The following is a 23,652-nucleotide window of genomic DNA, read 5'->3' as shown; positions in this document are numbered from 1 at the left end:
CAAACAAGCCCGGTTCGTGTCAGGACATCGACCTCGTGCGCCAAAGCGGTTCGCCGGACCTTCGGATCTGTGACTGCGCGGTCGCAACTTGGTGCATGAAATGTGCGTATGAACCGCTTTGGTGCCTTTTTCGCCTTTAGGTCTGCCTGCTTATGGAAAATCTGCAAAGCGCTGTGGACACCCTGGTTCACAGCTCCAATACCTTGTTCATTCTGATCGGTGCGGTGATGGTGCTGGCGATGCATGCCGGTTTCGCCTTTCTGGAAGTCGGTACGGTGCGCCAGAAAAACCAGGTCAATGCGCTGTCGAAAATTCTCAGTGATTTCGCCGTCTCGACCCTGGCCTATTTCTTTATAGGTTATTGGATTTCCTATGGCGTGACGTTTATGCAGCCGGCGGCGGTACTGAGTGCCGATCACGGTTATGGACTGGTGAAGTTTTTCTTCCTGCTGACCTTTGCCGCAGCGATCCCGGCGATCATTTCCGGCGGTATCGCCGAGCGCGCGCGTTTCGTGCCGCAGTTGTGCGCTACGGCCTTGATTGTCGCGTTCATCTACCCCTTTTTCGAGGGCATGATCTGGAACGGCAACTACGGTTTGCAAGCGTGGCTGACGGCGCAGTTTGGTGCCGCTTTTCATGACTTTGCCGGTTCCGTAGTGGTGCACGCCATGGGTGGTTGGCTGGCGCTGGCGGCGGTATTGCTGCTGGGGCCGCGTAATGGCCGTTATCGCGACGGTCGTCTGGTGGCGTTCGCACCGTCGAGCATTCCCTTTCTGGCGTTGGGTTCGTGGATTCTGATTGTCGGCTGGTTCGGCTTCAACGTGATGAGTGCGCAGACGCTGCAAGGCGTCAGCGGTCTGGTGGCGGTCAACTCGTTGATGGCGATGGTCGGCGGCACCATGGCGGCGCTGCTTGTCGGACGTAATGACCCGGGCTTCCTGCATAACGGCCCGTTGGCCGGGTTGGTGGCGATCTGTGCCGGGTCGGATTTGATGCATCCGGTTGGTGCCCTGGTGACGGGCGCGATCGCCGGTGCACTGTTTGTCTGGTGCTTTACCGCCGCCCAGGTGAAATGGCGCATCGACGATGTCTTGGGTGTGTGGCCATTGCACGGCTTGTGCGGCGTGTGGGGCGGGATTGCCTGCGGGATCTTCGGCCAGACTGCGCTCGGCGGTATTGGCGGCGTCAGCTTGATCAGCCAGTTGATCGGCACCGCGCTGGGTGTCGCGGTGGCGCTGATCGGTGGCTTCGCTGTGTACGGCGTGATCAAGGCGTTGCATGGGCTGCGCCTGAGTCAGGAACAAGAGTATTACGGCGCCGACCTGTCGCTGCACAAGATCGGCGCGGTAAGTCAGGATTAAGTCTCGGCATCGTCGCTACCGGGATAAAAACCGTGAAGCAGCCGATAGCGGTCGATGCGCACCTGATCGACTTTTTCCTGCACCTGATGTGCCGGCAAGCCAAGCATGATCAAGGCGTGGGAGGCGAGCATCAGGCTCGATTCCAATAGTTCCGGCACCACTTCGGTGGCGCCGGCGGCTTTCAGTTCGGCCCACTGGCTGTCGTCGCGGGTACGCACCAGTATCGGTACGTGGGCGTTGAGCCGACGTGCTTCCTTGAGGATACGCAGGGCAATGTCGCTCTGATCCACGGCAACCACCAGCAGTCTGGCGCGCAACAGGCCAACAGCAGTCAGCAGATCGCCGCGCGACGAGTCACCGTAATGCACGTCGCTTTCTCCACTGGCGGCTTCCTGTACCCGCACCGGGTCATTGTCCAGCGCAATAAAAGGCTGCTTGGCGTTGCGCATGAAACGACCGATGGATTGGCCGACGCGGCCGTAGCCGCAAATCACCACATGCTGGTTGAGGTCGGCATTGAGTGCGCTGATCTCTTCGATCTGCGCCTCCTGATTGGGTTTGCGGTGCAGCACTGCTGCGATGCGTGGCGCTGCGCGCAGCAACAGGGGCGTCAACAACATCGAGCAGAACGTCGCTGCGAGCAGCAGGTCGCTCAGTGCTTCGGGCATCATGCTGTGTTGTTGCATCTGTGCCATCAGGGCGAAGCAGAACTCGCCCCCCTGGGCCAGCGCCAGACCGCTGCGCCATGCTGTTTCGCTGTCACTGCCGCGCCACTTCACCAGCAAGGCGACGACGATACCCTTGATCACCATCAAACCGACGGTGAGCCCGAGGATCAGCAGGCTGTGACTGACGAACAGTTGCAGGTCGATGAGCATGCCGATGCTGACGAAAAACACCCCGAGCAGAATGTCGCGGAACGGCCGGATATCCGCCTCGATCTGGTGTCGATAGTGGCTTTCACCGAGCAACATGCCGGCCAGAAATGCACCAAGGGCAGGGGACAGCCCCAGCAGGTGCGTCAGCCAGGCGGTCAAAAGCACAATCACTAGCGCCAGCAGCACAAACAGTTCTGCCGAGCGCGAGGCGGCCACCTCATGAAACAGCCGCGGCAGTAACCAGCGACTGGCCAGCAGCAGACCGACAAACAGCACCACGGTTTTTGCCAGGGTCAAAGGCAACGCCCAGTACCAGACTTGCTCGCTGCTGCCGGCGAACACCGGCACCAACGTCAGCAGCAATACCGCGATAACGTCCTGAAACAGCAAAACGCCGACAGCATTCTGGCCGTGACTGCTGAATACCTCGCCGAGGCTGCCCAACTCTTTGGTCACAATCGCCGTTGAGGACAGCGAAAGCCCGGCACCGAGCAACAGCGCCGGCGTCATCGGCATGCCCAACAGCATCAGCAGCAAACCGAGCAGCGCGGTGCTGATCAGCACCTGCTGGCTGCCGAGACGAAACACCACCTGGCGCAGGGCGATCATCTTCGACAGGGAGAACTCCAGGCCCAGTGAGAACAACAGAAACACCACGCCCAGCTCGGCTACGTCAGGCAAGTGTTCGCTTTCGTTGACCCAGTCGAATGCGCTCGGCCCGACCAGCAGACCCACGCACAGATAACCCAGAACCGGCGGCAAACGCAGGCGACGGAACAGGGCAATGACCACGAGGGACGAGGCGAGGATGATCAACAGATTGGCAAACACTGGACACTCCGATGGCAGATCAGGCTTTTCAAGCGTAGAGGCAAAAAGACCGGGAGGATCGCGCAAATGATTTTTCTGTGGACTGATTTGCGTCAGGGTTTTGCCTGTGAACCTTTGTTGGGGAGCTGGAGCCTTTGGGCGGCGCTGGCTCGACGGGTTTTCAGGTGCGGCCTAGAATAGGCCCACTCATTTTTTGGTTGAGCAATCATGCCTCCTGAATGTCAGCTGTTCGGCACCCTTGGATGCCACTTGTGTGAAGTCGCCGAAGCCGAGCTGATGCCTCTTGTCGAGCATGGTTTGTTGGTTGAACTGGTCGATATTGCTGAGGATGAGGCTTGGTATGCGGCTTACAGCCTGCGAATTCCGGTACTGCGCCGTGTCGATACAGGTGCTGAGCTGGGCTGGCCATTCAGCGCTGATGAGGTCGTGGCATTTCTGCGTTAATCCCCATTTTCTGGTTTATCCCGCCGGTCGCTACTGCCATGCATTCCTTGGCATTTTGCGGTTTCATCGGTTACTGTATGTTCATACAGTAAATGCGTCAGAGGGATGAACCGTGGTCAATGTCGAACAGTTGAAAAACAGCGTGAACCGGATGTCGGTTGACGTGGTGCGCGAGGCCGTTCTCGAATTGCGCCTGGACGGGCTGGTCACGGAAGGCAAGACGCCGTTCAACAAGCTGCATTTCAACACTTGCTTTGCCGAAATCGAGGCCTTGTTTCAGCGTGCCGGTTACCACAAGCAACTGGATGTGGTCGGTTATCAGGGGCTGCTCTACGCCTTGTACGATCCGGGCCGCTGGGAGGCAGTTGATGTATTGCGCTGGCTCAAGGAATTCACTGACGCCGCAGCGCTGAAAACAATTCCGGCCTGAACATTCTGCGCTAGGTTCGTTTCCCTCAGTGCTGGATAATGCCGCCCTGCATTGAGGGTTCGATTTTCGTATGTCCACATCTACATTTTCTGCTGCTCAGAATCAGGCGAGCACGCTTTATCTGCCGCCCGGTAAATGGCTGACCGTACTCGATTGTCTGTGCGAGCATTTCAGCGCCATTGACCGCGTTCAATGGCTGGACCGCATCGCTCGGGGACGTGTGCTGGACGGCCATGGCCAGCCGATCCCGGTGGACTTGCCTTACAAGGAAGGTCTGCGGATTCATTATTTTCGCGAAGTGCCGGACGAGAAGCCGATCCCGGTAGTGGAGTCGATCCTGTATGCGGACGAACATCTGGTGGTGGCTGACAAACCGCATTTTCTGCCGGTGACGCCCGCCGGCGAATACGTTGAGCAAACCCTGTTACGCAGGCTGATTCATCGCCTGGACAATCCTCACTTGGTGCCGCTGCACCGCATCGACCGGCATACGGCGGGGCTGGTCATTTTCTCGGCCAATCCGCAAACCCGATCGGCTTATCAGTCGCTGTTCCCCACGCGGCAGATCGACAAGCGTTATGAGGCCATCGCTCCGGCACTGCCCGATCTGAATTTCCCCCTGGTGCACAAGAGCCGTCTGGTCGACGGAGAACCGTTTTTCCGCATGCAGGAAGGCGCCGGAGCCAGCAATACCGAAACGGCGGTGGAGGTTCGGGAAAAGCATGGCGATCTGTGGCGTTATGGATTGTTTCCGGTGACCGGCAAGAAACATCAACTGCGCGTCCACATGACTGCGCTGGGGGCGAGCATCTGCAACGATCCGTTTTATCCCCAGGTGCTGAAAGACGTCGAGGATGACTATGCCAATCCGTTGAAGCTGCTGGCGCAAGGCTTGCGGTTTATCGACCCGGTGACCGGTGAGGAGCGCGAATTCGAGAGCCGGATCACCTTGCAGTGGTGATACTGACTTCACTTTTAGAGCGCCCATGAAAAAGCCCGCAATCAATGCGGGCTTTTCTGTATCCGGTATCGAACCAGAGCTTACAGCTCTTTAACGGTACGAACCTGATCCTTGTTGATGCGGGTTTCTTTGCCGTCCAGCTGTTTGAACTCGTAGAAGCCCGAATCGTCATCGTATTTCGGGGTGTCGACGGCCTGGATTTCGCGACCGTCATTCAAGGTGATCACTGTAGGCGACGAGCAACCGGCGAGGGTGGCAAGGCCCAGTGCGAGCATGAAAGTGGCGAGGGTCCGTTGAGTCATGGGTGTGTCTCCGAATGGGAATTCTTTTGGTTACTGAGCTTGAGACGTATACAAGGCTTGAGAGTTCCTTGAATGGTGTCAGTCTGACACAGTGTTATGGGAATTTAACAGTTCGGGGGTGTTCAGGTTGGCCAGCCGCGGGTCGTTTTTAGGGCACTCCAGGGCAGTGGCGCCTAGATTGCGCATGACCCGGCCGGGGCTGCGTTCACCGGCATTCCAGGCATCTTCGAAGGCCGTTAGAAGGGCCACCGGAATCACACACAGCAAGGGTTCCCAATGCTCGTCATGGCGCAACATTAAAGGTTTTTCAGGATGCTGATTGGCAGTCTCGCGCATGCTTTGCAGCAGCGCGGCGTCAATTCGCGGAACGTCGCACGGCAAAACCAGCAGGTGGCTATGGCGCGCCGCTTTCAGACCGGCACGAATACCCGCCAATGGCCCCGGAAAATCGCCCTCGTCATCGACCACCAATTGATCGGCAAACGGTGCGTAACGCTCGCGGTTGCGGTTGCAGGAGATGATCAGGTCGTCAGTCAGCCCGCGTACCTTACGCTGCAAATGTGCAATCAACGGTTCGCCCAGCCACTCGACCAGGCCTTTGTCCTGACCGCCCATGCGTTGGCCGCGCCCGCCTGCCAGGAGCAGAATGGAGCAGGGGGGCAATTGCGAATCGCGGGTCATGGCAGCTCTCCAGAGGGGCGGCGAAAAAATAGGGCGCTGTGATATAACACCGGGCTGTTTCTCCTACAACTGGACGAGCCTATGAAAGCCAAGGCTGATGTACCTTTCGTGCCGCTCAATATTGCGGTGCTGACAGTCAGTGACACCCGAACTCTGGAAACCGACACCTCAGGCCAGGTCTTCGTCGATCGCTTGACGGCGGCGGGCCACCGTTTGGCGGAGCGGGTTTTGCTCAAAGATGACCTCTACAAAATTCGCGCGCAAGTCGCCAGCTGGATTGCCGACGATGTCGTGCAGGTCGTGCTGATCACCGGCGGTACCGGATTTACCGGTCGTGACAGCACGCCGGAAGCGGTTGCCTGCCTGCTGGATAAACAGGTCGACGGGTTTGGGGAGTTGTTCCGGCAGATTTCGGTAGCCGATATCGGTACCTCGACAGTTCAGTCCCGGGCGCTGGCCGGTCTGGCCAACGGCACGCTGGTGTGCTGTTTGCCAGGTTCGACCAATGCCGTACGCACCGGTTGGGATGGCATCCTGGGCGAGCAGTTGGACGCGCGTCATCGTCCGTGCAACTTCGTGACTCATTTGAAGCAGGCAGCGCCTTGTGAATCCCGTGGGTAAGCCGGGCAAGACCGGAGCGCTGATGCCGGTCGAGCTGGCGCTGGAGCGCCTGCTCGACATGGCCGAGGCCTCGCCGATTGTCGAGCATGAGTATTTGCCGCTGGCTCAGGTTCAGGGGCGTGTGCTGAGCGAAGACCTGATTTCGACGCTGGATCTGCCACCCTGGCCAAACAGTGCCATGGACGGTTATGCGCTGAATCTGACCGACTGGACGGGCGAACCGATGCCGGTCAGTCAGAAGGTGTTTGCCGGGCAATCCCCCGAACCGCTGAAGCCGGGCACCTGTGCACGGATCTTCACCGGGGCGCCGGTGCCCGCGGGCGCTGATTGCGTGGAAATGCAGGAAAACGCTGAGGTTCAAACCGATGAAAGGGTGCGTTTCCTTGAACCGATGAAGGCCGGGCAGAACATTCGCCCGCAAGGTCAGGAAACCACAGTCGGTGAACTGATCCTGCCCGCCGGAACTCGGCTGGGTCCGATAGAGCAGGGATTAGCCGCATCGTTGGGCTGTGCCGGGTTGAAGGTCGTGCGCAAGGTTCGTGTCGCGGTGATTTCCACTGGCGATGAATTGGTCGAGCCGGGCCAGGCCCTGGGGCCGGGACAGATATACAACAGCAATCGAGTGTTGCTGTGCAGTTGGCTGCAACGCCTGGGCTGTGAGGTAGTTGATGCCGGTATTCTTCCGGACGATCTGGCCACAACCCGAGCGCGTCTGGGTGAGTTGCAGGATGTTGATCTGATTCTTTCCACCGGTGGCGTGTCGGTGGGTGAGGCGGATTTTTTGGGTGTCGCATTGCGTGAAGAGGGCGAGCTTGCCCTTTGGAAGCTGGCGATCAAACCCGGAAAACCGCTAACTTTTGGCCATTTCCGCAACGTGCCGGTCATTGGCTTGCCAGGCAACCCTGCGTCGACACTGGTGACCTTTGCGCTGCTCACTCGGCCTTATCTGTTACGCCGTCAGGGCGTTCGGGTCGTCGAGCCGCTGAAGTTCACCGTGCCAGCGGGGTTTGACTGGCCGGTGGCAGGCAATCGGCGTGAGTACCTGCGAGGCCGTCTTGAGCAAGGACGGGCGACTGTCTACCGCAACCAGAGCTCAGGTGTACTGCGTAGCGCCGCGTGGGCAGATGGATTGGTCGAAGTGCTGGAAGGTCGCACGCTGAGCGTCGGAGACGAAGTGGTCTTCATCCCGCTGAGTGACTTGCTCGACTGATCGCTATCTCGTAAATGCAGGCGTCGGCTGACTCAGGCGGCGCCTGCAATGACTGATTCAATTAATTGCTGATCAATGTCACAAGCTGATCGAATCGGCTATTGGCCACCCAGCCCAGCAAACCCAGCACTACCGCTGTTGCACCCGCCGAGTAGGCAAGCCGGTGTTTGATCGTTCGGACATCACCGCGAATTTCGTCCATGTCCCGTCGAAGGTATTTGAGATGGGTTTCCAGCTCGGTAACACGGGGTTCCATATCAACTTCTCCAGTGGTTCTGGCGCTGTTTTTGAAATCGGACTTGTGATTCGCGCGACTTTCGACAATGGGGCCAACCGGGCTCATGGGTATTCTCGCTTCATGACCAGGCATGGAAGCATCCACCGATTGTTTCAACTGTTTGCTTGCAACCTTTTCCAGCTCTCGAACCGGCAAGAGCCCATGGGGTGTATCCACTCATTACATGCACGTCCCTGTGTGTTGGATTGAAAATCGATACCGCCAACACACGGTGACTCAATGCTCGAACCGGGTCAATTAAGCCGATTCCGCATGTTTTGTAAGAAAAAGTACCGCTGTGTAGGACGTCCGGCGCTAGGAGGCTGAATTAATTACGGGTATGACGGCTTTTTTGCGTGCGCCAGTGGTCAAGATGTCTTAACCGATCAATTTGGGAGTGATGTTATGAGTGAACGCCGGGCGCTGTTGATTCTGCATGGCAAGCAGGCACTCAACGAGGCGGTACGCACCGCCGTCGAGGACAAGCGCAAGCAAGGCTGGGAGCTGGCCGTGCGTCTGACCTGGGAGGCAGGGGACGCACAGCGCTGGGTAGAACAAGCCTTGGCTGACGGCTACACGAAAATCATTGCCGGGGGCGGCGATGGCACCTTGCGCGATATCGCCGAAGCGCTCGCCGCGCATCCTGGCAAAGCCAGTCTCGTACTCCTGCCTTTGGGCACTGCCAACGATTTTTCCCGTGCCGCCGGCGTACCACTGGAGCCTGCCGAAGCCCTTGAGCTGCTCGATGTGCCACCGCGCGCCATCGATCTGGGTGAAGTGGGCGGGCAGATTTTTCTCAACATGGCCACCGGTGGTTTCGGCAGCCAGGTCACGGCCAATACCTCCGAGGACTTGAAAAAAGTACTTGGCGGTGCTGCCTATCTGTTCACTGGCTTGTCACGATTCAGCGAGCTGCATGCCGCTTACGGCGAACTTCAGGGGCCGGATTTTCACTGGCGTGGCGAGCTGTTGGCACTGGGTATCGGCAATGGCCGACAGGCCGGCGGTGGACACGTGTTGTGCCCGGAGGCGCTGGCCGATGATGGCTTGCTGGATATCAGTATTCTGCCGGCGCCACAGGAGTTGGTGGGCACCTTGAAGACGCTGCTCAGCGATGGCTTCGGGATCGACAACATGTTTGTTCGCACCCGTTTGCCATGGGTCGAAATCAAGGTGGCCGAGGGGCTGTGCATCAATCTTGATGGCGAACCGCTCGAAGGTGACAGCATGCGATTCGAGGCGCGTCCGGCGGCGTTGCGCGTGCATTTGCCGGAACATTCTCCCTTGTTGAGCAGCGCCGGGCTGGTCAGTCGTCCAGGCTGATGATCTGCTCACGCACGGCGAACAGCACCAGACCCGCCACGTCGTAGATTTGCAGTCGCTTCATGATCTGTGAACGGTGGGTCTCGACAGTCTTGATGCTCAGGCCCAGGCCATTGGCGATTTCCCGGGTGGATTTTCCGCGCACGATCAAGCGCAGGATTTCCAGTTGGCGCGCGGTCAGATTGTGCGAGTCGGCTGCCTCCGGCTGCTGCTTCTGATTACGGGTCAGGGCTTGATTGATCACGGTATGGGCGATGGCCGGGCTCAGGTAGCGCTCGTTGTTGCGCAAGGCTTCCAGTGCATGCTCAAGTTCTGTCGCTGTGGTGTCCTTGAGCAGGTAGCCGTGGGCGCCGGATTCCAGCGCCTGCATGATCAGCGCCGGATCGGTGTGCATCGACAGGATCAGCACCTTGCTCTGCGGGCGTACCCGCTTGAGCCGTTGCAGGGCTTCCAGGCCACCGGTTTCTTTCATGGAGATATCCAGCAACACGATATCCGGATTCAGTTGCTCGACCATTTCGAGCAGCTGCGAACCGTCATTGGCCTCGCCAATCACCGCGTAACCGGGAATATCCAGCACCAGAGCGCGCACGCCGGCCCTGATCAGCGAGTGGTCATCCACCAGAAGTAAGTTGCAAGTCAACGCATAACCTTATTCGTACTGGCCCGCTCGAGTGCGCGTGGCGCCCACGGGAAGAGTGCTTCGATTTGAGTGCCTTTGCCCGGTTCGCTGATGACGTTCAGGGTGCCACCCAGTTGCTCGATTCGTTCGGCCATCCCGGCCATGCCTCGTTGTCCTTCACGACCGGGGTTGGCCGCCGGGGCGAATCCCAGGCCGTCATCGCTGATCAGCAACGTCAGACCTTTGGGCAGACGTTGCACGCGTATCACCAGATTTTTTGCCTGGGCATGACGCAGGATATTGGTAACAGCCTCTTGGGTAATACGAAAGGCGGCGACTGCCATTTCTTCCGGAATGCCATTGAGCCGCTGCTGGCAATCGAGGCTCCAGTGCACGTTAGTGTTGGCCAATGTCTTGAGCAGGTGCGCACGCAGGCTGGCTTCAAGTCCCAGGCTGGTCAACTGGCGTGGGTTGAGAATGGCTGAAACGTCGCGCACCTTGTTGAGGGTTTCTTCCAGGGTGTCGCACAACGCGGTGCATTGTTCCTGCAAGTCGTCGGGCATGCGCCGCTTGAGCCATTCGCTTTGCAGTTTGGCGGCCGTTAGCAGTTGGCCGATATCGTCATGCAGTTCGCGGCTGAGGCGATGGCGCTCGTTTTCCTGGACTTCCAGCAAGCGGTCAGCGAGTTCCTGCGGCTGAAACTTGATTGATTTGCGTGACAGTCGATATTGCACCCAGACGCACGCAGTAGCAGCGATCTCGAGCAGCAGCAATCCCAGGCAAAGTGGTGTTGAAAGAGCGTAGGTCAGCAGACTGCCGAGCGTGGCCGCGACACACAGTATGAGTGTGAACCGGCGAGCATTTTCGCGGGAGGGTGGCCATGTAGTGATTGACTTGAGGCTGGCGTACATAACGGATGGAGCCAATGGATGTTCGCTGCGGGCAGACCGGCCGGAGGCTGACGGGTCTCTGTCTGAAAATGCTGTCAATTATATTATTGATTTCAACGCGGTTCAGTAAACGTATTGGCCGCCAACTATCAGTGGACAGCGATCTCTGAAGTCACTGTGCCACTAATTTGAAAGCAACTAATGGGCGGCATAATACCACTTAAGATACCGTTGGTCGCGTTTGCTATATATGTCCATTGAGTCAGGAAATACGTGATATTGGACGCAAGTTCCATAATGGAAAAGTCGATTTGTTGTGTTCGATAGATGTCAGTGTTGCCTGAAGTTGTGCTTGTTTGCACACAGGTAAACCCTGAGGCCGGCAAAAATATCGGCGTCGGCTTTCAGTGATTATTTAGTTCGACTTGTCGCTGGCAGGTATGAACTATTCAATTGCGACGTTCAACGCTTGTGTTCCAAGTGCTTGCGCGGGTACCGAGTGCGGGTCAGGCTTGTCCCGAGTAGGGCAGTTGGGGCAAACGTTTGCCCGTGCGGGGCGGCTGATGGCGGCTTTGGCTGACCTGGAAGGCGAATGCTTCGAGCAGCAAAGCCTGCTCACTTTCATCCAGACTCAGTTGCCCGGTCTGCTGATCGACCAGTTCAAGCTGCCAGGCCATCAATGTGAAGCAATCCTGCAAGGCCTGCAGGGCCTGTTCGTGAAGGTCGACGTGTTCCTGATTGAGGTTGAGCAGACTGTAAATGTGCAGGGAAAACTCGGAAATCGCCTCCAGCGCGAGGGCTTCAGCCCTGCGTGCGAGTTTCAGCAGAGTACTGAGCATGCACTCGATGGCGTCCTTGTCATTGCTGATCAATTGCAGGTGGCTGAGGCATTCTTCGGACTTGGCCAGGAGTTGCTCGGCCTCGACAAGGAATTCGGGGAAGCGTTGTACCCACTCTTTGCGGTCCATTGGCATGCTTATCTCCACAACGTCATGTCTGATGAGGGAATGCCGTGTGTGGCGACGATCGTGAATCGTCGGGAGATCGCGCCCAGACGTGCAAGTGCACAGACTGAGAGGTTCCAGAGGGCTTGTTTCCACTGAACTGCGATCGCACACAATAGCCTGACTCCGTTCATGCAATGAGAATGGCGTCACATTAATGGCTATTGGATATTGCGAATATCAGGTTGGGCCTGATTGTTACTAGGGGAATCCCTTAGGCGCGGGAACCTACCGTGCAAACCGAGGTCGCGCCGCAGAGAATGTAGCAGATGAAAATCACCGGGCCAGTAAACCATGATGTTAATGTGACATCAATGCCTGTTCATGGCATTTTTGATGGGGTCGGGTATGGCAATCAAGAACTGCGATTTGCCGCCGATAACCTCACATAGTGAATTCATCAGAACAAGCCCAGGAGTCATTGATGGCCGGCATTCTCGACACGGTAGACCAACGCACGCAACTGGTGGGTGAGAATCGCCTGGAAATTCTCATGTTTCGACTGGCCGGGCGTCAGTTGTTCGCGATCAACGTGTTCAAGGTTCAGGAAGTGCTGCAACTGCCGAAACTGACTTTGATGCCGCAGCGTCACCCGTTTGTATGCGGAGTGGTCAATCTGCGCGGTCAGACCTTGCCGGTGATCGATCTGTCGCAGGCGATCGGTATGCGTCCGTTGGTGCCGGGGCCCAACAGCACGATCATCGTCACCGAATACAACCGCTCGGTGCAGGCCTTCCTGGTGGGCGGTGTGGATCGCATCGTCAACATGAACTGGGAAGCCATTCTGCCGCCGCCGACCAGCGCCGGGCGTCAGCACTATCTGACCGCGATCAGCAAGGTCGACGATCAACTGGTGGAAATCATCGACGTCGAGAAAGTCCTCGCCGAAATCGTCCCGTACAACGCCAAGGTCTCGCGTGAAAAACTCGATGATCCGGTGCTCGAGCGCGCCCGTGGCCGTGAAGTGCTGTTGGTGGACGACTCCAACGTGGCACTTTCGCAATTGCGCGACACCCTCGGCCAGCTCGGGGTAAAAATGCACATTGCCAGCGATGGCCTGAAGGCGTTGAACATGCTCAAGGCCTGGGCGGATACCGGCGTGAACATGACCGACAAGCTGCTGATGATCTTCACCGATGCGGAAATGCCGGAAATGGACGGCTATCGCCTGACCACCGAAATTCGTAACGATCCGCGTCTGCGTGGCTTGTACGTGGTGCTGCATACCTCGCTGTCCGGTAGCTTCAACGACTCGATGGTGAAGAAGGTCGGCTGCGACAACTTCCTCTCCAAATTCCAGCCGGACAAACTGGTCGACGTCGTTCGCCAGCGTCTGATGCTCGACGAAGTTCCGGCCTGATCACACACCCATTGTAGGAGTGAGCCTGCTCGCGATCGCGGTGTGTCAGCCCCGAATCATTACCTGACACACCGCTATCGCGAGCAGGCTCACTCCTACAGTTATTGCTCTTTGATTCCTGATCAAGCTCGTATAGGGTGGCGTTTTTACCCTTCAGGGAGCTGGCCATGCTGCGTCTGAGCGCGCTTTATCGTTACCCGTTGAAATCCGGCAAAGTCGATGTGCTGCAAAGTGTTGATCTCGACAAGCTGGGGCTTGATGGCGATCGACGCTGGATGCTCGTGGACGAGGCCAGCGGCCGCTTTCTGACCCAGCGCGCTGAAGCGAAGATGAGTCAGTTGTCGGCGCTATGGAATGCGCAGGGCGGTCTGACCCTTAGTGCGCCGCAACAGCCTCCCATCGAAATCGCCTTGCCGGGCAACGATGCCGAACTGCGCGGCGTGACGATCTGGCGTGACACCTTGCGCGTGCCGGATGCCGGTGATGAGGCGGCGCGCTGGGTCAGCGATTTCATCGGCAAGCCGACCCGGCTGGTGCAGGTGCCGCTGGATCGCGCCCGGACCACCCAGGCAGGCTTCGGCAAGGATGACGATCAGGTTGCGTTCGCTGACGGATTTCCACTGTTGTTGATCGGCGCGGCATCCCTGCAGGATCTTGCGCAAAAGGTCGGACGACCGCTGGAAATGCTGCGTTTTCGGCCGAACCTGGTGATCGAAGGCAGTGAGGCATATGCCGAAGACAGTTGGAAGCGCATTCGCATCGGTGACGTCGAGTTTCGCGTGGTCAAGCCGTGTTCGCGTTGCATCCTCACCACCATCGACCCGCAAACCGGTGAGCGCAGTGCCGATCGCGAGCCTCTGGCCACCTTGCAGAAGTACCGCGCCGAAGCCGATGGTGCGATGTTCGGCCAGAATCTGGTCAACGACAACAATGGCCGACTCGAAGTCGGCATGCCGGTGGAGATTCTCGAGTAACCCGTCTCTGAAACGAAAATGCCCGTGTCCTTGGACACGGGCATTTTTTATCGCAGTGAAAGCCGTGGGTTTAGCCGCGGTACTCGCACAGGTAAGCGGTGTCGACCGCAACTTTCAGCTGGAACTTGCTGTTGGCCGGGACGTTGAACTGGCTGCCGGCGGCGAAGGTTTCCCAGTCGCTGCTGTCGGGCAGTTTGACGGTCAGTGCGCCGGAAACCACATGCATGATTTCACGCTGAGCGGTGCCGAATTCGTATTCGCCCGGGGCCATGACGCCGATGGTCGCCGGACCTTCAGCGGTGCCAAAGGCGATCGACTTGACGGTGCCGTCGAAGTACTCGTTGACTTTAAACATGGGCGATTCCTCGAAAAGGGTTAGAAATTGGAGGCGGCCAGTATGCACAAGGCTTTTCGCGCCGTCACCTGCCCGGCGTCTGTCCGGTGAGTTCTCGAATTGACCCTAGAGTGGCAAGACCAGTGGCAACAACCGCGCGGTGTTGCGCGCATCTTCCAGCGCCCGGTGCTGCTGGCCGCTGAACTGCATGCCAGCCAATTGCAGCGCACCGTTGAGGCCTAATGGACGCTCCAGGCGGCGGGCCTTGGCGAAGCGTTGTTTGAGATTCATGTGCGGCACCTTGCTCAAGCCACTGTCGATTTGCAGACGCTGCCATTCCTGCAACAACTGCTTGCGGTCGTAATCGCCCCAACTGGCCCAGCCTTCAAGGCGTGTCTGATGTTGCGCGAGCCAGCGTTCGAACGCCGGCCAGACCTCAGTCAACGGCTGTGCCGAGTCGATATTGGCTTGGGTGATGTGTGTCAGTTCACGACAGAAAGGCGTAAGCAACGGCCGTCGCGTCGGTTTGACGAAACGCTGGAAGTGATCCTGCTCGCGCCCGGCGCGATCGACCAGGGTGGCGCCGATCTCGATAATTTCCATTTCGGTGACTGGCCAGCCACCCTCATCGGTGGTGGCTTCCAGATCTATGACCAGCCAGTGAGGCATCGCAGGGTTCCTGATTTCCGCGTTCTGATAACTCAGAGCGTAGTCAAAACCCGCACGGGCGTGTGGGCGACTACTCGACCTGTAACAGAACCTGACGATTTTTTACCTGATCGCCGACCTTGACCTGCACCCGCTTGAGCACGCCGTCGATGCCGGCCTTGAGCGGGTGCTCCATTTTCATTGCCTCCAGCACCACCAGCAACTGACCTTTGCTGACCGGACTGCCTTCGCTGACCAGTACGTCGACGATGGCACCGTCCATGGGGGCTTTCAGGGTGCCGGAGCTGACGCTGGTCTGACTGTCGATCACGGCGTGAGTTCGATCCTCAAGGCGCAGACTGCCGGGATGGCAGAACAACCAGAGTTGCTCGTCATTCTGGCGGTAGGTGTGGCGCTGACGAAGGCCGTCAACTTCCAGCGTGACCGACTGGGCATCGTGATCGATAAGTTTCAATTCAAGTGTGCGTTCGGCTATCTGCACTTTGAACACGCCTTGTGCCTCAGCGAGCAGTTGCACGGTCCAGGTCTGATCGTCGAGGCCGAGGCGATAATGCAGCGGCACATTCGCGTTATTGCGCCAGCCGTTAAGTGGTGCGCGGTGGCTGCGGGCGCTGGTTTGATAGAAAAGTACCGTTGCGATCGCCAACTGCTCGGCATCCGGAATGGAGCGGTGCAGGCAAGGGTGATCACTGAAGTGCCGGGCGATGAAGGCAGTACTGAAGTAGCCGCTGATGAACTGCGGGTGTTGCAACAGACTGGCGAGCAGGCGCTGATTACTCTGTACACCCAATAGCACCGTGTCCTGTACCGCGCGCAACAGTTTGCGTCGGGCTTCCTCGCGAGTGGCACCCCAGGCGATCAGCTTACCGAGCATCGGGTCGTAGAACGGGCTAACCGATTGCCCTTCAAGCAAACCATGGTCGATTCGCGTACCGTGCTGCAGCGCCGGTTCCCAGGCTTGCACTCGGCCGGTTTGTGGCAGGAAGTCTTGCGCGGGATCTTCGGCGTAAAGCCGCACCTCCATGGCATGTCCGTTGAGCTGAACCTGATCCTGGGTCAGCGGCAACGGCTGCCCTTCGGCAACGAGCAATTGCCATGCGACCAGATCCAGCCCGGTAATCAGTTCAGTTACCGGGTGCTCGACTTGCAGACGCGTATTCATTTCCAGAAAGTAGAACTGGCCGCGTGTGTCGAGCAGAAACTCAACGGTGCCAGCGCCAACATAGTTCACTGCGCGCCCGGCTTTCAATGCCGCTTCACCCATGGCCTGACGCAACTCGGCGGTCATCACCGGGCAGGGCGCTTCTTCGATGACTTTCTGGTGGCGGCGCTGGATTGAGCAGTCACGTTCGCCCAGGTAGATCAGGTTGCCGTGCTGATCGCCGAACAACTGCACTTCGACATGCCGCGGTTCGATCAGCGCCTGTTCAAGGATCAATTCGTCGCTGCCGAACGCGTTCAATGCTTCGGAGCGCGCGGTGCGCAGTTGCGCCGGCAGATCAGCCGCATTTTGCAGCAGACGCATGCCGCGCCCACCACCGCCGGCACTGGCCTTGATCATCAGTGGGTAGCCGATTCGCTCGGCTTCGCGCAGCAGAGTGGCGTCGTCCTGTTCGGAACCTTGATAACCGGCGATGCACGGCACACCCGCTTCGAGCATGGCGATTTTTGACTGGCGTTTGCTACCCATCAATTCGATGGCTTCGACGCTGGGGCCGATGAAGATCAGCCCGGCCTGTTCACAGGCACGGGCGAATTCGGCGTTTTCCGAAAGAAAGCCGTAGCCGGGATGGATCGCGTCAGCGCCGCTGCGGCGAGCGGCGTCGAGGATCGCAGGGATGTTGAGGTATGACTGTTGAACGGGGGACGGACCAATGCGAACGGCTTGGTCAGCCATCTGAACGTGCAGGGCCTTGGCGTCGGCATCGCTGAAGACGGCGACGGTGCGATAGCCCAAGGCTTGGGCGGTGCGCTGGATGCGGCAGGCGATTTCACCGCGGTTGGCGATCAGGATTTTGTGGATGGCGGGCATGGTGATCTTCCTGAGTATTTGGCGGTGAATGTGATGGCCTCATCGCGAGCAGGCTCACTCCTACATTTGGAATGGATTTCCCCTGTAGGAGTGAGCCTGCTCGCGATGCTTTTAAGTGGCCCACCGAGGTTTACGCTTCTGCACAAATGCCATGGTGCCCTCGATCCCTTCGTCGCCTGTCACCGCTTCGCTAAACCACTGCGCCGCCTCATCGAGCAATTCACTTGAAGGCTGCCCGGCACTCGCCAACAACAATTTCTTGGTCATGGCATTCGCCTCCGGCGCGCAACACAGCACATGTTGCAACACCTCATCCAGCCGCTCAGCCAGCGCTTGTGCATCCTGCTCGACGAAATGCACCAGCCCCAGACGGCGTGCCTGGTGCCCATCGAAACGTGCGGCGGTCAGTGCCAGTCGACGGGTTTCGGTGAGGCCGATGCGCTGCACCACAAACGGCGCAATCTGCGCCGGCAGTAAACCGAGACTGGTTTCCGGCAAACCGAATTGCGCTTGATGATCGGCAATCGCGATGTCGCTGATACAGGCCAGACCGAAACCACCACCGAGCACCGCGCCTTGCAGCACGGTGATCAGCACTTGCGGCGTGTGCTGTGCTTCTTCCAGCAGGGCGCCGAACGCGCGATTCAGATCGCGGTAAGCCTCGGTGCCCTGAGCGCGGGCGTTGGCCATGTCCTTGATATCGCCGCCGGCACAAAAATGCCCGCCGGCACCGCTGAGCACCAACGCCCGAACAGCGCGGTCATCACGCACAGCCGCCAGCACCTCGCGCAGTTCGCTGACCATCTGCAGGCTCATCGCATTACGACTGTCCGGCCGATTAAGGGTGACGTGCAGCACGCCGCCATGCAGCTCCAGCAACAGCGTCTGGCATTGCGGCAGGCTGCTCATTTCTTTTTCCCCGGGAGGATGCCCATCAGTTTGCAGATAATCCCCAGCATGATCTCGTCGGCGCCGCCGCCAATCGATACCAGCCGGACATCGCGGTAGGCGCGGGCCACCGGGTTGTCCCACATGAAACCCATGCCGCCCCAATATTGCAGGCAGCTGTCGCTGACTTCGCGGCCGAGGCGCCCGGCCTTGAGCTTGGCCATCGACGCCAGCCGCGTGACGTCCTGGCCTTTCACGTATTGCTCGGTGGCCTGATAGACCAGCGCGCGCAGGCATTCGATTTCGGTCTGCAATTCGGCGAGGCGGAAGTGGATGACCTGATTGTCGATCAGCGGATTGCCGAAGGTCTTGCGCTCCTTGCAGTACTCGATGGTGCTGTCGACGCAATATTCCAGGCCCTTGATCATGTTCGCCGCGCCGAACAGACGTTCCTCCTGAAACTGCAGCATCTGCATCATGAATCCGGCGCCTTCATGGCCGATGCGATTGCGCTGCGGCACGCGCACGTTGTCGAAAAACACCTGGGCGGTTTCCGAGCTGCGCATGCCGAGCTTGTCCAGGTGCGAGCTGAGGCTGATCCCAGGCGTGTTCATCGGCACCATGATCAGCGATTTGTTGATGTGTGGTTTGTCGTCCGAGGTGTTGGCCAGCAGGCAGATGAAATCGGCGCTCGGCGAGTTGGTGATCCACATCTTGCTGCCGTTGATCACATAGTCGTCGCCGTCCTTGCGCGCGGTGGTTTTCAGCCCGGCGACGTCGGAGCCTGCACCGACTTCAGAGACGCCGATGCAACCAACCTGCTCGCCAGTGATCGCCGGGCGCAGGAATTCTTCGCGCAGTTCATCGGAGCCGAAGCGGGCGAGGGCAGGCGTACACATGTCGGTCTGCACGCCGATCGACATCGGAATGCCGCCGCAATGGATGGTGCCGAACTCTTCGGCGGCGACAATCGAATAGCTGTAGTCGAGGCCCATGCCGCCGAATTTTTCCGGTTTGGAAATACCCAGCAAACCGAGGTCGCCAGCCTTGCGGAAAATTTCGTGAATGGGAAAGCGTCCGGCCTTTTCCCATTCATCGACGTGCGGATTGATCTCGTGCTCGACGAACTGGCGGACGGTGCGGCGCAGGGCTTCGTGTTCCGGGGTGAAGATCATTTTTATTGTTCTCCGTAAGATCCGTGGCGGTCAGAACCGGCTGACGCCGAAGCTATTGGGTTGCAGCTTGCGAATGTCGGCCTCGTGGCAGATGTCCAGCAAGTAGCCAAGCAGGGTGCGCGTGTCGCGGGGGTCGATCAGCCCGTCATCCCACAGATTGGCGCTGCCGTAGAGCGCGGTGGATTGACTGTCGAGTTTCTGCGCGGTGACTTGTTCGAGCATGTCGAGCATTTTCGGGTCTGGCGTCAGGCCGTCCTTCAACTGCTTGGCTTCGGTAACGATGCGCAAGACTTTGCCGGCCTGCGCACCGCCCATCACCGCCGTGCGGCTGTTCGGCCAGGCGAAGATGAAGCGCGGATCGAGACCACGCCCACACATCGCGTAGTTGCCGGCACCGTAGGAACCGCCGACGACCATCGTCAGTTTAGGCACCCGTGCATTGGCTACCGCTTGAATCAGTTTCGAGCCGTGTTTGATCACGCCTTGCTGCTCGGATTCGGTGCCGACCATGAAACCGGTGGTGTTGTGAAAGAACAGCAGCGGCGTCTGGCTCTGATCGCACAACTGAATGAACTGCGCCGCTTTGCTCGCGCCGTTGGGTGTGATCGGGCCGTTGTTGCCGATGAACCCGCAGGCGCGGCCCTGAATCTTTAGCTGGCCGCAAACTGTTTGCTGATCGAACTCGCCCTTGAATTCGACGAAGCAGGATTCGTCGGCAATGCGCGCGATGATTTCGCGTACGTCGTAAGGTTTTTTCGGATCGTCGGGGATCAGCCCGAGCAATTCATCGATGGGGTAGAGCGGCTCTTTGTATTGTGGCTCCGGCAGCCACGGCAGTTGCTCGTTCCACGGCAGCATACGGAGAATTTCGCGCACCTGACGCACGCCATCGGCATCGTTTTCCGCCAGGTACTCGGCCGTTCCAGCGACCTGCGCGTGCATCTCGGCACCACCGAGTTCTTCATCGGTGGCGACTTCGCCGGTGGCCGCTTTCAGCAGTGGCGGACCGGCGAGAAACAGCTTGGCCTTGCCGCGCACCACTACCACGTAATCCGACAACCCCGGCTGATAAGCGCCACCGGCCGTGGCCGAACCATGCACCACGGTAATCTGCGGCAAACCCATTGCCGACATCCGCGCCTGATTGGCAAAACTGCGCGCGCCTTCGACAAAAATCTCCGCCGCGTAATTGAGGTTGGCGCCGCCACTTTCGGCGAGGGTGATCACCGGGAGTTTGTTTTCCTGGGCGATCTGTTGCAGGCGCAGGGATTTTTTCAGGCCAGTGGGCGAGATCGTCCCGCCCTTGATTGCGCTGTTGTTCGCCACCACCATCGCGCGAATGCCGCAGACGTAACCGATACCGGCGATCAGTCCGCCACCGGCGGAACTGCCGTCCTTGTCGTCGTGCAACTTGTAGCCGGCGAGGCTGGCCAGTTCGAGAAACGGCGCGCCGGGATCGAGCAACAGATTCAAGCGCTCACGGGGCAGCAGTTGCCCGCGCTTGTCGAACCTGGCTTTGGCTTCGGTGGCCTTGTTCAGCAGACTCTGTTCGAGTTGCTGCACATGTTCGATCGCCGCGAGCATGGCCGAGCGGTTGCGGGCAAACGCTTCGCTGTGCGGGTCGAGTCGGGACTGGATCTGCGGCATGGCTTACTCCTTGTCCTTCAGCACATCGGGTAAATACGCGCGGTGGAAACCGTTGAACGACTCGCTGTGGGTCGCCTTGTGCAACGGCCATGCACGGCTGCCGAGGCTGGCCGCGCCGTCGATTTTCAAGGTGCTGCCACTGATAAATGCGGCGGCCGGGCTAAGCAAAAAAACAATCGCCGCACTGACTTCCGACTCGGTACCAATACGCTTGAGCGGCACGTGTTCGCGCAGGGTCGGAATCACCGCTTTGAACGCGCCTTCGTAAGTGTCCATGCCGCTGGAGGCAATCCAGCCCGGCGCCACCGCGTTGACCCGCACGCCGGCATAACCCCATTCGAACGCGGCAGTTTTGGTGAAGTTGTCCATGCCCGACCGCGCCGCGCCAGAGTGACCCATGCCGGGCATGCCGCCCCACATGTCGGCGAGCATGTTGACGATGTTGCCGCCGTGTTTGCTCATCGACTGGTTGAACACTTCCCGCGCCATCAGAAAACCGCCGACCAGATTGGTGCGCAGCACGGTTTCGAAACCTTTCTGATTGATCGAGGCCAAGGGCGACGGGTACTGGCCGCCGGCATTGTTGACCAGACCGTGGATCGGTCCGTGTTCAGCAATCAATTCGCTGACCAGTTGTTTTACCGCTTCTTCATCGCGGATATCGCAAGCCTTCCAGTGCGCGCGGCCACCGTCCTCGGCGATTTCGTCGGTGACCTTTTGCATTTTCTCCGGCTTGCGCCCGACCAGCAGTACATTGGCGCCGAGGGCCGCCAGTTCATGGGCGGTGCAGCGACCGATGCCACTGCCGCCACCGGTGACGATGATGGTCTGGCCGCTGAACAGACCGGCGTTGAAAATCGACGCGTAAGCCATGCAAACAATCCTCTAGTCGAGCTGTTCGGCGATGCTCTGTGGCACCGGGATCTGGATTTCCAACAGTTGCTGGGCGAAGGCTTTGCCTTGCGGATCGATGCGCAGACTGGCCACGCCGCCACCGCCGAGGGCGTTTTCCAATAGAAAATTCAGGCTGTGGGTGCCGGGCAGATACCAGCGTTCGACCCGGCCGTGGATCGGGTCGAGTACGTGGCTCATCCAGTCGACAACCACGGCCGGGGTCAGCGCTTCGGCGATCCACGGCAGGTATTCGGGTTTGCGCGGCATCACGCCAATGTTGCTGTGATTGCCCTTGTCACCGGAGCGCGCGACGGCCAGTTTCACCAGCGCCACACTGGCATCGGCGCGGCCCTGTGGTTTGGGCGGCTGATGGGGCAGGGGCAAATCCGCGCTGTCGAGTGCGCTGAGCGAAGGCAGGGCGCATGGATAACGTTGACCGGCCATGTCGATCTGTACTGTGCAGGCGCTTTTATCGATCAGGAATGAAAACAGACGAATCAGCGGATACACCGTTGGCCGCCCGCCGACGATGCCGGTCAGCCCCGGCGCCATGCCGGTGGCGGCCTGGGCAATCTCCCGGGAAAACAGTACCAGCGCCTGTTTGTCTGGATGACGTACGGCGAGCTTGATAACCACTTCGCGGCTGTCGCGGCGTTGGCCATGAGGGCCGTAGGTGGCTTCGCTGCCGAGCAGTTCGATGTTGATTTCGCTGTAGGGCGCCCAGCCGCGCTGGCTGAACATTTGCGAAGTCTTGTCGATAATCGCCTGACTGACCCGCTGCGCTTTTTCCACTGCATCGATACCGGCGATCAGGCAACTGGCGGTGCAACGAAACCCTTCCGGGTAGGTGGCGCTGACCTTGTATTTATCGCTTGGTGGCAGGCCTTTGGCGCCGTGGACGTGCACGGCATTCTTGCCTTGTTGCTGAAGTCTGACCCCAGTGAAATCGCAGACTACATCGGGCAACAGATACGCCTGCGGATCGCCGATTTCATACAGCATCTGTTCACCGACAGTCAGCGGGGTGACCAGTCCGCCTGAGCCTTGCGGTTTGCTGACGATGAACTGGCCGTCGGCGCTGACTTCCACGATCGGAAAGCCGATGTGCTCGTAATCCGGCACTTCGCGCCAATCGGTGAAATTGCCGCCGGTGCATTGCGCGCCGCATTCGATGATGTGCCCGGCGAGCGCAGCCTGGGCGAGTTTGTCGTAGTCGTGCCATGACCAGCCGAATTCATGCACCAGCGCCGCACTGACCACCGCGCTGTCGACCACGCGCCCAGTGATGACAATGTCGGCGCCCAGGCGCAGCGCTTCGACAATGCCCGGCGCGCCAAGGTAGGCGTTGGTCGACACGCACATTGGCGGCAGCGGGGCGCCGCTGAACATTTCGGTGATGCCGCTGAGCTGTTTGAGCTGTGGTTGCAGATCATCGCCCAGTAATACGGCGATTTTCAGTGCGACGCCGGCCTTGTCGCAGGCCGCTTGCAGGGCGGCGGCGCAGGCTTGCGGATTGATCCCGCCGGCATTGCTGATCACGCGGATGTTCTGCTCGGCCAGTTGTGGCAGCAGGGGTGTCAGCGCGTCGATGAAGTCGCCGGCAAACCCCGCCTGTGGGTCCTTCATGCGTGCCCCGGCCATGATCGACATCGTGATCTCGGCCAGGTAATCGAACACCAGATAATCCAGCTTGCCGCCGTCCACTAACTGCGCGGCGGCGGTCGAGGTGTCTCCCCAGAATGCACTGGCGCATCCGATGCGAACGGTGGTGGGCATTTTTATCTCCGACTCAGCAACCTGCGACAGAAGTGTCTGGAGGCTACCAAGCAAGCGCTTGGTTTGTA

At 59.1% G+C, this 23,652-nt stretch carries 24 protein-coding genes; 9 read left to right on the top strand and 15 right to left on the bottom strand.

Annotated elements, in window-relative coordinates; all coding sequences use genetic code 11:
• Positions 1 to 152 precede the first annotated feature (152 nt).
• On the top strand, positions 153 to 1,361 hold the full coding sequence (locus CKW14_RS08390) for an ammonium transporter (protein ID WP_095048442.1): 1,209 nt from the start codon (positions 153 to 155) through the stop codon (positions 1,359 to 1,361).
• Here the strand turns inward: CKW14_RS08390 and CKW14_RS08385 are convergent.
• The gene (locus CKW14_RS08385) at positions 1,358 to 3,070 is read right to left on the bottom strand and encodes a monovalent cation:proton antiporter-2 (CPA2) family protein (RefSeq protein ID WP_095048441.1); all 1,713 of its coding nucleotides are present in this window, start codon (positions 3,068 to 3,070) and stop codon (positions 1,358 to 1,360) included. The two genes, CKW14_RS08390 and CKW14_RS08385, sit on opposite strands and share 4 nt — an antisense overlap.
• A 207-nt stretch (positions 3,071 to 3,277) precedes the next feature.
• Between CKW14_RS08385 and CKW14_RS08380 the strand changes: the two genes are divergently transcribed.
• The 3 genes from CKW14_RS08380 to CKW14_RS08370 all read left to right on the top strand — a co-directional run bounded on the left by CKW14_RS08380 (position 3,278) and on the right by CKW14_RS08370 (position 4,905).
• Complete coding sequence (locus CKW14_RS08380) at positions 3,278 to 3,514, top strand: glutaredoxin family protein (RefSeq protein ID WP_016985470.1); 237 nt, start codon at positions 3,278 to 3,280, stop codon at positions 3,512 to 3,514.
• A 112-nt stretch (positions 3,515 to 3,626) separates the two neighbouring features.
• Entirely contained in the window at positions 3,627 to 3,944 is a 318-nt protein-coding gene (locus tag CKW14_RS08375) for a transcriptional regulator (protein ID WP_093435111.1), read from the top strand.
• Positions 3,945 to 4,014: 70 nt separating this feature from the next.
• Complete coding sequence (locus tag CKW14_RS08370) at positions 4,015 to 4,905, top strand: pseudouridine synthase (RefSeq protein ID WP_095125130.1); 891 nt, start codon at positions 4,015 to 4,017, stop codon at positions 4,903 to 4,905.
• An 80-nt stretch (positions 4,906 to 4,985) separates the two neighbouring features.
• Here CKW14_RS08370 and CKW14_RS08365 read toward each other — a convergent pair whose 3' ends face one another.
• Positions 4,986 to 5,207 (bottom strand): YgdI/YgdR family lipoprotein, encoded by a 222-nt coding sequence (locus CKW14_RS08365; RefSeq protein WP_007908660.1) that lies wholly within the window; start codon positions 5,205 to 5,207, stop codon positions 4,986 to 4,988.
• A 78-nt stretch (positions 5,208 to 5,285) separates the two neighbouring features.
• On the bottom strand, positions 5,286 to 5,888 hold the full coding sequence (mobA, locus tag CKW14_RS08360; protein ID WP_095125129.1) for a molybdenum cofactor guanylyltransferase MobA: 603 nt from the start codon (positions 5,886 to 5,888) through the stop codon (positions 5,286 to 5,288).
• An 81-nt stretch (positions 5,889 to 5,969) separates the two neighbouring features.
• Between mobA and moaB the strand changes: the two genes are divergently transcribed.
• A complete protein-coding gene (gene moaB / locus CKW14_RS08355; RefSeq protein WP_095048438.1) occupies positions 5,970 to 6,509 on the top strand; it encodes a molybdenum cofactor biosynthesis protein B in 540 nt (179 codons plus the stop codon).
• Positions 6,493 to 7,719: a gephyrin-like molybdotransferase Glp gene (glp, locus tag CKW14_RS08350; RefSeq protein ID WP_095048437.1), complete on the top strand. Its 1,227-nt coding sequence runs from the start codon at positions 6,493 to 6,495 to the stop codon at positions 7,717 to 7,719. The genes moaB and glp overlap by 17 nt, the downstream gene beginning before the upstream one ends.
• 61 nt (positions 7,720 to 7,780) lie before the next feature.
• Here glp and CKW14_RS29935 read toward each other — a convergent pair whose 3' ends face one another.
• The gene (locus CKW14_RS29935) at positions 7,781 to 8,089 is read right to left on the bottom strand and encodes a hypothetical protein (protein ID WP_175559630.1); all 309 of its coding nucleotides are present in this window, start codon (positions 8,087 to 8,089) and stop codon (positions 7,781 to 7,783) included.
• Positions 8,090 to 8,401: 312 nt separating this feature from the next.
• Here CKW14_RS29935 and yegS point away from each other — a divergent pair, with 312 nt between their 5' ends.
• A complete protein-coding gene (gene yegS / locus CKW14_RS08340) occupies positions 8,402 to 9,319 on the top strand; it encodes a lipid kinase YegS (protein ID WP_093435097.1) in 918 nt (305 codons plus the stop codon).
• Here the strand turns inward: yegS and CKW14_RS08335 are convergent.
• The 3 genes from CKW14_RS08335 to CKW14_RS08325 all read right to left on the bottom strand — a co-directional run bounded on the left by CKW14_RS08335 (position 9,303) and on the right by CKW14_RS08325 (position 11,805).
• The gene (locus tag CKW14_RS08335) at positions 9,303 to 9,962 is read right to left on the bottom strand and encodes a response regulator transcription factor (protein ID WP_093435094.1); all 660 of its coding nucleotides are present in this window, start codon (positions 9,960 to 9,962) and stop codon (positions 9,303 to 9,305) included. The two genes, yegS and CKW14_RS08335, sit on opposite strands and share 17 nt — an antisense overlap.
• Complete coding sequence (locus CKW14_RS08330; protein ID WP_095048436.1) at positions 9,959 to 10,852, bottom strand: sensor histidine kinase; 894 nt, start codon at positions 10,850 to 10,852, stop codon at positions 9,959 to 9,961. Before CKW14_RS08330 ends, CKW14_RS08335 begins: the two co-directional genes overlap by 4 nt.
• Positions 10,853 to 11,337: 485 nt before the next feature.
• Positions 11,338 to 11,805, bottom strand: a complete 468-nt coding sequence (locus CKW14_RS08325) for a hypothetical protein (RefSeq protein ID WP_095048435.1) — start codon at positions 11,803 to 11,805, stop codon at positions 11,338 to 11,340.
• A 454-nt stretch (positions 11,806 to 12,259) separates the two neighbouring features.
• Here CKW14_RS08325 and CKW14_RS08320 point away from each other — a divergent pair, with 454 nt between their 5' ends.
• Together CKW14_RS08320 and CKW14_RS08315 are read left to right on the top strand one after the other, a co-directional pair.
• Positions 12,260 to 13,195, top strand: coding sequence for a chemotaxis protein CheV (locus CKW14_RS08320; protein WP_064391361.1), 936 nt, complete (start codon positions 12,260 to 12,262; stop codon positions 13,193 to 13,195).
• 167 nt (positions 13,196 to 13,362) lie between these two features.
• Positions 13,363 to 14,169, top strand: coding sequence for an MOSC domain-containing protein (locus CKW14_RS08315; RefSeq protein ID WP_095048434.1), 807 nt, complete (start codon positions 13,363 to 13,365; stop codon positions 14,167 to 14,169).
• 70 nt (positions 14,170 to 14,239) lie between these two features.
• On the opposite strand, the gene CKW14_RS08310 is transcribed toward CKW14_RS08315, so the two are convergent.
• The 8 genes from CKW14_RS08310 to CKW14_RS08275 form a co-directional block, all read right to left on the bottom strand.
• Positions 14,240 to 14,524, bottom strand: a complete 285-nt coding sequence (locus CKW14_RS08310) for a pyrimidine/purine nucleoside phosphorylase (protein WP_003226701.1) — start codon at positions 14,522 to 14,524, stop codon at positions 14,240 to 14,242.
• A gap of 105 nt (positions 14,525 to 14,629) precedes the next feature.
• Positions 14,630 to 15,172: an exonuclease domain-containing protein gene (locus CKW14_RS08305; protein ID WP_095048433.1), complete on the bottom strand. Its 543-nt coding sequence runs from the start codon at positions 15,170 to 15,172 to the stop codon at positions 14,630 to 14,632.
• Positions 15,173 to 15,242: 70 nt separating this feature from the next.
• Complete coding sequence (locus CKW14_RS08300) at positions 15,243 to 17,204, bottom strand: acetyl/propionyl/methylcrotonyl-CoA carboxylase subunit alpha (protein WP_095048432.1); 1,962 nt, start codon at positions 17,202 to 17,204, stop codon at positions 15,243 to 15,245.
• A 111-nt stretch (positions 17,205 to 17,315) separates the two neighbouring features.
• On the bottom strand, positions 17,316 to 18,113 hold the full coding sequence (locus tag CKW14_RS08295; RefSeq protein WP_095048431.1) for an enoyl-CoA hydratase/isomerase family protein: 798 nt from the start codon (positions 18,111 to 18,113) through the stop codon (positions 17,316 to 17,318).
• Positions 18,110 to 19,267 carry a citronellyl-CoA dehydrogenase gene (gene atuD / locus CKW14_RS08290; RefSeq protein WP_095048430.1) on the bottom strand — a complete coding sequence of 386 codons (1,158 nt, stop codon included), beginning with the start codon at positions 19,265 to 19,267 and terminating at the stop codon, positions 18,110 to 18,112. The genes CKW14_RS08295 and atuD overlap by 4 nt, the downstream gene beginning before the upstream one ends.
• Positions 19,268 to 19,297: 30 nt before the next feature.
• On the bottom strand, positions 19,298 to 20,914 hold the full coding sequence (gene atuC, locus CKW14_RS08285) for a geranyl-CoA carboxylase subunit beta (RefSeq protein ID WP_095048429.1): 1,617 nt from the start codon (positions 20,912 to 20,914) through the stop codon (positions 19,298 to 19,300).
• 3 nt (positions 20,915 to 20,917) lie between these two features.
• Entirely contained in the window at positions 20,918 to 21,787 is an 870-nt protein-coding gene (locus tag CKW14_RS08280) for an SDR family oxidoreductase (RefSeq protein WP_095125128.1), read from the bottom strand.
• Positions 21,788 to 21,799: 12 nt separating this feature from the next.
• Positions 21,800 to 23,584: an acyclic terpene utilization AtuA family protein gene (locus CKW14_RS08275; RefSeq protein ID WP_095048427.1), complete on the bottom strand. Its 1,785-nt coding sequence runs from the start codon at positions 23,582 to 23,584 to the stop codon at positions 21,800 to 21,802.
• Positions 23,585 to 23,652 lie beyond the last annotated feature (68 nt).

Source organism: Pseudomonas sp. Irchel s3a12, assembly GCF_900187485.1.
Taxonomy (GTDB): domain Bacteria; phylum Pseudomonadota; class Gammaproteobacteria; order Pseudomonadales; family Pseudomonadaceae; genus Aquipseudomonas; species Aquipseudomonas neuropathica.
Note: the sequence above shows the minus strand (reverse complement) of the source record. Positions and strands in the feature narration are given on the sequence as shown.